At 58.9% G+C, this 12,233-nt stretch carries 6 protein-coding genes; 5 read left to right on the forward strand and 1 reads right to left on the reverse strand.

Going from position 1 to position 12,233, the window contains the following annotated elements:
• Positions 1–178: 178 nt before the first annotated feature.
• From BLR44_RS20170 to BLR44_RS20190, 5 genes are all read left to right on the forward strand, one after another.
• Entirely contained in the window at positions 179–1,780 is a 1,602-nt protein-coding gene (locus tag BLR44_RS20170) for a L,D-transpeptidase family protein (RefSeq protein WP_176956140.1), read from the forward strand.
• Positions 1,781–2,233: 453 nt separating this feature from the next.
• Positions 2,234–8,251 carry a HAMP domain-containing protein gene (locus tag BLR44_RS20175; protein ID WP_089685491.1) on the forward strand — a complete coding sequence of 2,006 codons (6,018 nt, stop codon included), beginning with the start codon at positions 2,234–2,236 and terminating at the stop codon, positions 8,249–8,251.
• A 116-nt stretch (positions 8,252–8,367) separates the two neighbouring features.
• Positions 8,368–9,870: a sensor histidine kinase gene (locus BLR44_RS20180; protein WP_089685493.1), complete on the forward strand. Its 1,503-nt coding sequence runs from the start codon at positions 8,368–8,370 to the stop codon at positions 9,868–9,870.
• Between the two features lie 12 nt (positions 9,871–9,882).
• A complete protein-coding gene (locus tag BLR44_RS20185) occupies positions 9,883–10,311 on the forward strand; it encodes a response regulator (protein WP_089685495.1) in 429 nt (142 codons plus the stop codon).
• 50 nt (positions 10,312–10,361) lie between these two features.
• A complete protein-coding gene (locus tag BLR44_RS20190) occupies positions 10,362–11,570 on the forward strand; it encodes a sensor histidine kinase (RefSeq protein WP_089685497.1) in 1,209 nt (402 codons plus the stop codon).
• Between the two features lie 223 nt (positions 11,571–11,793).
• Here BLR44_RS20190 and BLR44_RS20195 read toward each other — a convergent pair whose 3' ends face one another.
• The gene (locus BLR44_RS20195; RefSeq protein ID WP_218127130.1) at positions 11,794–12,069 is read right to left on the reverse strand and encodes a hypothetical protein; all 276 of its coding nucleotides are present in this window, start codon (positions 12,067–12,069) and stop codon (positions 11,794–11,796) included.
• Positions 12,070–12,233 lie beyond the last annotated feature (164 nt).

The raw sequence follows: 12,233 nt of genomic DNA on the forward strand, positions 1-12,233 counted from the left end.
GCGTTCAGCCGCTCTGGAACTCGGTTACACGACGCACGATTCCGGTTTCGGGCAGCTCCCAAGATGACGAGAATCATGTTTTGCCCTGACCCGCACCAGTGCGGAAGCCCGCCAGAACCGACATCTTCGGAAGATGATAAAAAGACCGTGCCGGCAGTTGTCCACTAAGAACCACTTTATGAAACATGTGTACTGTCATTTGGTTTGCCTCGGGTTAGCACTCGGGGGGATGGAAAGCCTGTCGGCCGCTGCGCCGCCCGATTCGGTAGCGCAATCCCTGATGGCCTTCATCGAAACCAACGGCCCGGACGAGCGGCTGTTTTCGCAGGTGGTGTTGCCGGACTTCTACCGTCGGCGGCAGTACCAACCGGCCTGGACCGATGCGCGCAACGTGTCCGATCTGCTCGCCATTTTGCAAGCCGCTGAACAGGAAGGGCTGGCGCCTGCCGCGTATCATCTGGACCGCATCCAACGGTTGCGTTGCGCTACGGCCACCGCTCCGCAGTGCGCAGAACTGGACCTGATGCTGACCGACGCTACGCTGATGTACGCCTCGCACCTGTACTTCGGGAAGGTGGACCCCCGCACGCTTTCTGCCTCCTGGAACGTCGAAAAGCGGCCTCTGCCGGACGACCCGGCCGGTACGCTCGAAGCCAGCCTGGCGATCTGTTCCCTGCCGCAGGCGTTCGAGGCGCTGAAGCCGACGCATGCGATGTATCGGCAGTTAAAAGAAAAGCTGGTCGTGTTGCGTCAGCGCGCGGCATTGGGCGGGTGGGCCCCGGTGCGGTCGGAGGCGAGTACCCCTGCCGCTCTGGGCGACACGGTTCCCTGGCTGGGGGCATTGCGGCAGCGCTTGCGGGCCGAAGGGTATGCCATGGCGGCCGATGGGGGGACGGTCTACGACAGCGCCCTGGCCGAAGGCGTGCGGCTGTACCAGCGGGAGCACGGCCTGGTGCCGGACGGCATCGTCGGGGCCGCGACTCTCCGTGCCCTCAACCGCCCCGTCGATTTCTGGATCGATCAGGTGCGCGTCAACCTGGAGCGGGCACGCTGGGTACTCGGGCATTTGCCCGACTCGTTTCTGGTGGTCAACATCGCCGCTGCGGAACTGTACCTGGTGTACGACCGGCAGCGCGTGTGGCAAACGTCCGTGGTGGTAGGCAAAACGGCCACGAAAACGCCCATCTTCAGTTCGCACATCACCCGGGTTGTGTTTAACCCGACCTGGACCGTGCCGCGTAGCATTTTACGTGAGGGCCTGTGGGCCGACATCCGCCGCAATCCGGCCTATCTGGCACAACAACGGATGGTGGTGCAAGCCCGGGGGCAGACCCTGGACCCGACCACCATCGACTGGTCGACTTACAGTCCGTCTACTTTTCCCTACAGCGTGGTGCAGCGCCCCGGCCCCAACAACGCGCTGGGGCGGGTCAAGTTCTACTTCCCCAATCCCTACCACGTCTACCTGCACGATACGCCTTCGAAAGAACTTTTTGCACGGTCACCGCGCACGTTCAGCCACGGCTGCATCCGCGTCGAGCATCCCCTGGAACTGGCCCGGCTCCTCCTCCAGGACTCGGTACGGTGGTCGGCAGCGGCCATCGATCAGGTCGTGCAAGACGGGGCAACACAGCAGGTAGCATTGTCGCGTCCCCTGCACGTGCTGATCTTGTACTGGACGTGCGATGCGCAGCCCGACGGGCGCATCCGGTTTCACCAGGATGTGTACCGGCGCGATCCGGCCGTTTTGCAGGCGTTAAATCAGGGCGAGCCTTACTGAGGGACGCGGCACCCCGTAGCGACTGGAGTGCGATGAAAAACGTCCGGTGGTGGGGCAGCGGCCATGCCGGTTTGGCGGCAGGATACCCCCGGCGGCGCTCCCGTTCTGCCACTGTTCGGTCACCACGACGGGCGCCCTTTTCGCACTATGCTGGCGTGTAGATTCCGCCGCCTGCGCGACCCCTCCACACGCATCATTTGTCGGGCCTGAGAGGGAGCACGGCTTTTCCCGGATCAGGCAAAATCCACCGATGCCTACGACTTCGCATAATTCAAGAAGTTCTCTTTTTTGTAATTGTGAGCGGCGAAGTAACTCGGAAAAAGGCAAAAAATATCGCAAATAAGTCTCAAAAACTTCCCCGCTTTTAACCAACTTTAAGGCTGGATAATCAGCTCGTACCCATTCCGCACAAAATTTTTTCCGGATTGGCTTTTTCTGACGATAAACAAACCTATGGAAACGAAGCCACACGACGGGGTTCAGGAGAGTAACTTCTTGGACCCTAAAGAACTCCTGCAAGTGTTGATGGAAGTCAAGAACGGCAACTTCTCGGTCCGCATGCCGGTCGACCATTATGGCATCAACGGGAAAATTTGCGACACGCTGAACGACATCATCGAACTGAACGAGCAGATGATGATCGAGTTTACCAAAGCGGGCCACACCATCGGCAAGCAGGGGCAACTCACCCAACGGCTGGAACTGCCCAACGCCAAAGGGTCCTGGCGCACCGGCATCGACACGCTCAATACGCTGATCTCCGACCTGGTGCACCCCACCATCGAAATCGCGCACGTGATCGGCTCGGTGGCGAAAGGAAACCTCTCGCAGGCCATGCCTCTGGAAATCAGAGGCAACGTGTTGCAGGGGGAATTTCTGCGCATTGCCCGGGAGGTAAACGACATGGTGAAGCAGCTGAACCTCTTCTCAATGGAGGTGACGCGTGTGGCGCTGGAAGTAGGGACGGAAGGAAAGCTCGGTGGGCAGGCGAAGGTGAAAGGCGTTGCGGGCGTGTGGAAAGAACTCACCGACTCGGTAAACCAGATGGCCTCCAATCTGACGGCGCAGGTGCGGAACATCGCGGAAGTGACCACGGCGGTGGCGCGCGGTGACCTGTCGCGGAAGATCACGGTGGACGTAAAGGGCGAGATCCTGGAGCTGAAGAACACGATCAACACGATGGTGGACCAGCTCAACTCGTTTTCGTCGGAAGTAACGCGTGTGGCGCTGGAAGTAGGAACGGAAGGAAAGCTCGGTGGGCAGGCGCAGGTAAAAGGGGTCGGCGGGGTCTGGAAAGAACTCACCGATTCGGTGAACCAGATGGCGTCCAACCTCACCTCGCAGGTGCGGAACATCGCCGAAGTAACGACGGCGGTGGCGGGTGGAGACTTGTCGCGCAAGATTACGGTGGATGTAAAAGGCGAGATCCTGGAGCTGAAAAACACGATCAACACGATGGTGGACCAGCTCAACTCCTTCGGCTCGGAAGTAACGCGCGTGGCGCGCGAAGTGGGCACGGAAGGGAAGCTCGGTGGGCAGGCCAACGTACAGGGCGTTGGCGGCACATGGAAAGACCTGACCGACTCGGTGAACCAGATGGCCTCCAACCTGACGGGGCAAGTGCGGAACATTGCGGAAGTAACGACGGCGGTGGCGGGCGGTGACTTGTCGCGCAAGATCACGGTGGATGTAAAAGGCGAGATCCTGGAGCTGAAAAACACGATCAACACCATGGTGGACCAGCTCAACTCCTTCGCCTCCGAGGTGACGCGCGTGGCCGTAGAAGTAGGGACGGAAGGGAAGCTCGGCGGTCAGGCGACGGTAAAAGGCGTCGGCGGGGTCTGGAAGGAACTCACCGACTCGGTGAACCAGATGGCCTCCAACCTTACCTCCCAGGTGCGAAACATTGCGGAAGTAACAACCGCCGTAGCGCGTGGAGACTTATCGCGCAAGATTACGGTGGACGTAAAAGGCGAGATCCTGGAGCTGAAGAACACGATCAACACCATGGTGGACCAGCTCAATTCCTTCGGTTCTGAGGTAACGCGTGTGGCGCTGGAAGTGGGTACGGAAGGAAAGCTCGGTGGGCAGGCCAAAGTAAAAGGCGTCGGCGGCACGTGGAAGGACCTGACCGACTCGGTGAACCAGATGGCGTCCAACCTCACCTCCCAGGTGCGAAACATCGCCGAAGTAACAACCGCCGTGGCGCGTGGTGACTTGTCGCGCAAGATTACGGTGGACGTAAAAGGCGAGATCCTGGAGTTGAAAAACACGATCAACACCATGGTGGACCAGCTCAATTCCTTCGGTTCCGAGGTAACGCGTGTAGCCCGCGAGGTAGGTTCTGAAGGAAAACTCGGTGGGCAGGCGACGGTGATCGGGGTCGGTGGTGTCTGGAAGGACCTCACGGATTCAGTGAACCAGATGGGCTCGAACCTGACGGCGCAAGTGCGGAACATTGCGGAAGTGACCACGGCGGTGGCGGGCGGAGACCTTTCCCGGAAGATCACGGTGGACGTAAAAGGCGAGATCCTGGAGTTGAAGAATACCATCAACACGATGGTGGACCAGCTCAACTCGTTTGCCTCCGAGGTGACGCGCGTGGCCCGCGAAGTGGGGACGGAAGGGAAGCTCGGTGGGCAGGCCAACGTACAAGGGGTCGCCGGGACGTGGAAGGACCTGACCGACTCGGTGAACCAGATGGCGTCTAACCTCACCTCGCAGGTGCGGAACATCGCCGATGTGGCCATTGCGGTGGCGAACGGTGACCTCTCCAAAAAAATTACGGTCGACGTGCGCGGCGAGATCCTCCAGCTGAAGGAAACGCTCAACACGATGGTGGACCAGTTGCGGGGCTTCGCTTCCGAGGTGACGCGCGTAGCCCGCGAAGTGGGTACCGACGGAAAACTGGGCGGTCAGGCCTTTGTGCCGGGTGTCGCCGGGACGTGGAAAGACTTGACCGATTCGGTCAACCAGATGTCGGGGAACCTGACTGACCAGGTACGCGGCATCGCGGAGGTGACCAAGGCGGTGGCGAGTGGTGACTTGTCGAAGAAGGTGACCATCGACGTAAAAGGCGAGATCCTCGACCTGAAAAACACGATCAACACCATGGTGGACCAGCTCAACTCCTTCGCCTTTGAGGTGACGCGCGTGGCGCGTGAAGTGGGGACGGAAGGGAAACTGGGCGGCCAGGCGCAGGTACGCGGGGTGGCCGGCACGTGGAAAGACCTCACCGATTCGGTGAACCTGATGGCCTCCAACCTCACCGGACAGGTGCGGGGCATCGCCAAAGTCGTGACCTCCGTCGCGAAGGGAAATCTGAAACAAAAGCTGTCGATCAACGCCCTGGGCGAAGTCGCGCAGCTGACGGAAACCATCAACGAAATGATCGACACGCTGGCGGTCTTTGCCGATCAGGTAACGACGGTGGCCCGCGAAGTAGGGGTCGACGGAAAACTGGGCGGGCAGGCGAGCGTGCCGGGTGCATCCGGAACGTGGAAAAACCTGACGGAAAACGTAAACCAGCTGGCCGAAAACCTCACCACGCAGGTGCGCGCCATTTCGGAAGTGGCCTCGGCGGTGACGAAAGGAGACCTGACCCGGACCATCAACGTGGAAGCCAAAGGCGAGGTAGAATCGCTGAAGGATACGATCAACCAGATGATCGCCAACCTGAAGGAAACGACGCTCCGCAACCAGGAACAGGACTGGCTCAAGTCCAACCTCGCGAAGTTTACGCAGATGTTGCAGGGGCAGAAGGACCTCAACACCGTAACGCACCGCATCCTCTCCGAGCTGGCCCAGGTGGTGCGCGCGCAGTACGGTGCGTTTTACATCCTGCAGCAGAACGAAGAGCAGCACGACCTGAAATTGCAGTTGTTTGCGGCCTATGCCTACAAGGAAGACAGCCGCATCACCAAAGCCTTTGCCATTGGCGAGGGGCTGGTCGGGCAGTGTGCAATGGAAAAGGAAAAAATCCTGCTGACCAACGTGCCCGGCGAATACATCAAAATCAATTCCGGCCTGGGCGAAGCCACACCGCTCAACCTCGTGATCCTGCCGGTGCTGTTCGAAGGCAAGGTGAAGGCCGTCATCGAGCTGGCTTCGTTCGAAAGCTTCAGCGAAACGCACATGGACTTCCTGGAGCAGCTGACGGAAAGTATCGGGATCGTACTCAACACCATCGGCACCAACACCCGGACCGAAAAACTGCTGACGCAGTCGCAGTCGCTGGCCGACGAGCTACGTCGCGCCAACGAAGAGTTGCAGGACAAGGCGCTGCTGCTGGTCAAGCAGAAAGAAGAGGTGGAAGCCAAAAACAAGGAGGTGGAAGAGGCGCGCCGCTCGCTCGAAGAAAAGGCCGAACAGTTGACGCTCACGTCCAAATACAAGTCGGAGTTTCTGGCCAACATGTCGCACGAACTGCGCACGCCGCTGAACAGCCTCCTGATTCTGGCGCAGCAGTTGTACGAGAACGCCGAAGGCAACCTGACCGAAAAGCAGGTACGCTTTGCCAAGACGATCCACTCGTGCGGCGACGACCTGATCCAACTCATCAACGACATCCTCGACCTGTCGAAAATCGAATCGGGCTTTATCTCGACCGAAATTCAGCCGGTGCGGTTGCGCGAAATCTGCTCGTTCGTGGAGACCACCTTCAAGCCCATTTCGGAGGCCAAGCACCTCAAATTCCAGATCGAGTTGCAGGAAGGCCTGCCCGAAAAGATCGAAACCGACCTGCAACGCCTCAACCAGATCCTGAAAAACCTGCTCTCCAACGCGTTCAAGTTTACGGAGCGCGGCGAAGTGCGACTGCGCATCCACGCGGCCCGCAACAGCAGCTGGAAAAACAGCCACCCGAGTCTGGCCCGCGCCCGGCAGGTCATTGCCTTTGCCATTGTCGATACGGGCATCGGCATTTCCCGCGACAAGCAGAACATCGTGTTCGAGGCCTTCCAACAGGCCGAAGGGTCGACCAGCCGCAAATACGGCGGCACCGGCCTGGGGCTGTCCATCAGCCGGGGACTGGCCGAACTGCTGGGTGGCACCATCGAACTGCAAAGTGAAGTCGGGCAAGGAAGCACCTTTACGCTGTTCCTGCCACTGGAACCCGCGTCGGTGCTCAACCGCCTGCAAGAATCACCGCAGATGGCCGCGCGCGCCTCGGATCTGCTCGAACAGTCGGCGGCGGCGGCGTATGCCCTGCCCGCGCAACGTTCGGACGGTCGCCGTCTGGAAGAGATGAACGAAATTCTGAACCCGACGGGCGACGACCGGCACAACATCCAGTCGGCCGACCAGGTGCTGCTGATCGTGGAAGACGACATGCGCTTCGGGCGCATCATGCTGGAAAAGGCGCACGACTGGGACCTAAAGGCCGTCATCGCGACACACTACGGCGAGGTCTTCGACTTTGTCAATACGTACCGACCCGTGGCCGTGACGCTCGACATCCGCCTGCCCGACAGCAGCGGCTGGAAAATTCTGGACCTCTTCAAGAACGACCTGCACCTGCGTCACCTGCCGGTCTACCTCATTTCCGGGGAAGAAAACCAGCCGCTGGCCTACCAGCGCGGGGCACGCCATGCGCTGCTGAAACCGCTGAAAAAAGAACAGGTTGACTGGTTGTTCCAGGACCTGAAAAACCTGCACCAGCGGCAGGACAAACAGGTGCTGGTGATCGGCACCGACGATGCCCAGGTGAAACAGGTCCGGCAACTGATGAAGCCCAACGGCGTGAAGGTGGCCGAAGCTGCCGACGAGCGAAAGGCCCTGAAACTGTTGCAACAGCGCCTCTACGACGCCGTGGTGCTGCTCTATCCGTCGGGCGATTTGTCGCTGCCGGAACTAATGGCCAAAGGCCCCCGGACCGACTCACTGCCGCGCACGCCGCTGCTGGTGTATGCGACCGAACATCTGGTGGAAGAAGACGCGGCGCTGCTCAAGCCGTGGGCGAAACGGATCATTGAAGCCTCGCCCGAATCGCTCGATCTGCTGCTGGAGGAGCTGGCGATCAACCTGCACCTGGAGCACCAGCGCCTCCCGGCCGACCAGCGCAAGCGCATCGAGCGGCTGCGGATGAAAGAAGACGTGCTGAACGGGAAAAACATCCTGATCGTGGACGACGACGTGCGGAACCTGTTCGCGCTGACCACCGCCTTTGAGCGCTACAAGATGAACGTGACGACCTCGGAAAGCGGGAAGGAGGCCATTGCGCTGCTTCACGAAATGGAGGACATCGACATGGTGCTGATGGACATCATGATGCCGGAAATGGACGGTTACGAGACGATTCAGAAGATCCGGGAAGAGCGCCAGAACAACGACCTGCCGATCATTGCCGTGACGGCCAAGGCCATGAAGGGCGACCGGCAAAAGTGCCTGGAAGCGGGCGCGTCCGACTACATCACCAAACCCGTGAAAATCGACCAGCTGCTGTCGCTGATGCGCATCTGGCTCTACAAATAACCCTGCCGACGGAGGCTTTGCTGCGGTGTTCCTGCCGCAGGGAACGGCGGCGAAGCCTCCGCCTGGTATAACCTGACAATGAGTACCCATTTTCGGCCGCAAACGAATCCTGAGGCATGCGCATTTCGGTCCTGATCTTTGTTGGCTTCATCCTGATCCTGCTGCTGTTCTCCATCACTACTTACGTCAACTACCAGTTGTCGCAACAGGTGATCGAAAACACCAAGTGGGTGGCCAATTCGCAGGCGGTGATCCGCAACAGCAGCCGGTTGCAGCGCAACCTGATCGAGATGGAAAGCAGCCTGCGCGGCTACCTGTTTACCGGCGACGACATCTTCACGGACAATTACGACGTCGCTTCGCGCGAAAATGCCGAATTGTTTGCGGGGCTGGTCAGCACCATCGACCGGTCGGATACGGCCCGGCAGGAGGTGCGTCTGGCCGAAATCAGGGAGCTGTTCACCCGCTGGGAGCAGGAATACAGCCTGCCGTTGCTGCAGGCCAAACGGAACGCCGTGCTCTCCGACAGCGCTAACCAGCAGTTCGGGCGCCTCTACCGCACGCGGCTGCGCGACAAAATCGGCGTGGAGATCGGCAACGGCATCCGCACCAACCTGCGCGACTTTATGAACCACGAGTACGACCTGCGCGGCATCCGGATGGCCAACCTGGACGAGTCGGTGGCGCGCACGCGCGAAATCTCGTTCATGCTCACCTGTGCCTCGATCATCACAGGCCTGGTCATCGCCTTTTACGTCACGTTCCTGATCGCCCAACGTATCCGAAAAATGGTGCACCTGGCCGACCGGATTGCGGCGGGCAATTTCCAGCTGCTCACCGAAGACCAGTCGCGCGACGAGCTGGGAATGCTGGCGCGCTCGCTGAACCGCATGGCCGGGATTCTGAACGAAAACATCTCCGAGCTGCAACGGAAGAACGAGGAACTGGACCGCTTCGCCTACGTGGTGTCGCACGATTTGAAAGCGCCCCTGCGGGGCATCGAAAATGCTTCCAACTGGCTGGAAGAAGACTACGGCTCCGAGCTGCCCGACCGGGCGCGCGAGTACCTGCACCTGATGAAAGGGCGCGTGCACCGCATGGAAAACCTGATCGACGGCATTCTGGCCCTGTCGCGCATCGGCAAGGGGAAAAAGCCCGTGGAAACGGTCGATGTCCGGCAAATGGTCGAGGAAATTGCCGAAACCCTTTCGCCGGGCGAGCACATGCAGATTGTGATCGACACGCCCCTGCCGGTGCTGGTAACCGAGCGGATTCCGCTCCTGCAGGTGTTTACCAACCTGATCAGCAACGCCATTAAGTACCATGACCGGCCCACCGGGCGGGTCGTGGTGGCCTGTCTGGAGAAAGAACACGAGTACGAATTTTCGGTCGCCGACGACGGCCCCGGCATCGATCCGCAGTACCACGAAAAGATTTTTATCGTGTTTCAGACCCTGAAAGAGCGCGACGCCCTGGAAAGCACGGGCGTGGGCCTGGCCATCGTGAAAAAGATTATGGACGATGTGCGCGGCACGATTCAGGTTTTTTCGGAAGCCGGCCAGGGCGCGACGTTTACCTTTACCTGGCCTAAGTACCTTTGCGAAGAACGTATACCCTGAGTTAGTGTCACGATGCTTGAGAAAATAGTAAACATCCTGCTGGTAGAAGACGATTACCTGGACGTGATGGACGTAGAGCGGAACCTGAAGAAAATCAACGTTTTGCACAAGCTGTACGTCGCGCGCAACGGGGAGGAAGCGCTGGCGATGCTGCGGGGCGGAGGCGCGGAAACGATCGATCCGCTGCCCAGCCTGATCATGCTCGACATCAACATGCCGAAGATGAACGGCATCGAATTTTTACAGGAGTTGCGTCAGGACCCTGCCCTGAAACACATCAAGGTGTTCATCATGACCACGTCAGATCACGAAGAAGACCGCTCGGCGGCGCAGGAGCTGGGCATTTCCGGCTACATCGTCAAGCCGCTGAAATTCAGTAATAAATTTTCGGCCACGGACAGCTTCAATCTGTTTATCGACTTGCTCAACCTGAAAAAGTAGCGTAGGCGGGGCACCGCGGCCGAACCTAGTACACACTTAATTACGCAGTCATGAGTCTGGAGGAGTCACCCGATATCAAAATCTTGTTGGTCGACGATCGTGAGGACAACCTGCTTTCGTTGGAGACGCTGCTGGAACGCGACGGGTACCAGTTCAAGAAGGCACAGTCGGGGCGCGAAGCCCTCAAAATCTTGTTGAAGGAGTGGGACTTTACGCTGATCCTGATGGACGTGCAAATGCCCGACATCAACGGCTTCGAGACGGCGGCCATGATCCACGCCCGCGACAAATCGTGCCACATTCCCATCATTTTCATCACGGCGCACCATAACGACGAAAACATCACGAAAGGATACCTGCACGGCGCCATCGACTACATCTACAAGCCGATCAACCCGGTGATTCTGCGGGCCAAGGTGAGCGTTTTTGTGGACCTCTACCAGAAGAACTACCAACTGCGCGAACAGGAAAAACGGCTGAAGGCCATCAACCTGGAGCTGGAAGAGCGCGTGCAGGAGCGCACCGCCGAACTGCTGCTGAAAAATCAGGAACTGGAAAAAATCAACCGCGATCTGGACAACTTTGTCTACGCCGCTTCGCACGACCTGAAAGCGCCCATCGCCAACATCGACGGCCTGTTGCAACTGTTGCGCAAAACGCTGAAAAACCGGCTGAACGAGAAGGAGGACCAACTGTTTGCGTTGGCTAACCAGTCCATCAGCAAGTTCAGCAGCACCCTCAACGACCTGGGCGAAGTGATCAAGGTCCAGCGCCTGGACGGGGAAGCCATCCGTCTGGTATCGCTACCCGACGTGGTCAGCGACGTAAAACAGGACCTGACGAGCCTGATTGCCGAGACCGGCGCGACGTTCGAAGAGGACTACGAGGTGAAGGAGATGACGTTTGCCCGGAAAAACCTGCGCAGCATTTTCTACAACCTGATGGTCAACGCCCTTAAGTACCGGTCGCCCGCCCGACCGCCGCACGTGCGCATCCGCACCTACCGGGGCAAGGGGCAGGTCGTATTTCAAGTGCAGGACAACGGCCTGGGCCTGAGTCGCTCCCAGCAAACCAAGCTGTTTACCCTCTTCAAGCGAATGCACACCCACGTAGAAGGCTCGGGGGTAGGCCTCAGCATCGTGAAGCGCATCATCGACAACAACGGCGGCACCATCGAGGTAGAAAGCGAAGTAGACCGGGGCACCACTTTCATCGTGCGCCTGCGGTCGGTCGAAGAGGCCCTGCCCACCGTTTCGTGAGCAATTTCCCGACACCGCATACGTTTACCACAGAATTTAATCCGCTGATTCTGGGCGGGTTGCGCCATGCATTGCGTAACTCCGAAGTTCGTGGGGTGAGCTGATCGAACATCGCCCGACGCATGAATTATTCGATCAGCCCGAACTTGAAAAAACCAAGCGCTACGCGTCCGGCAAATTCGGGTGAGTAGCGCGTGAAAAACAGTTTGAAAAGTACGGCCGCCTACAGGTCGTAGATGGGCTTGGGCGCCGGTGTGGTCTCCTGCTCCGACGTAACCTCCTGAGCCTCGGCCGTGAGGGAACTCAGTTCGTCAACGTGAAAGGTGTGTTTCTTGAACTCGCCCGTTGCCGCAACGTAGTACGTGCAGGTGATCCAGGGCAGGTCGATTTCCCGGACGGTCATCGTCGGACTGGCGGGGGCTTTGTGGACGACCAGGTCGCCTTCGTTAAACAAGTCTTTTTTCTTTTTCTTGGCCATACGGGTCCGTTTTTTAGACATACAAATTCGTTACTGTCTCGCCCAAACGTATCAGGAATCCCGCCCATCGCCAAGGGGTAATGCATGCGCCACGAAAAAATAAACTAGGCGTAACAGGACGTTGCCGTTGGTCCGCTAGGTTTGTGGTGTTGCGCTGAAACGGGAACGTTCAGGCAACGGATAGG

Source organism: Catalinimonas alkaloidigena (genome assembly GCF_900100765.1).
GTDB classification, from domain to species: domain Bacteria; phylum Bacteroidota; class Bacteroidia; order Cytophagales; family Flexibacteraceae; genus Mooreia; species Mooreia alkaloidigena.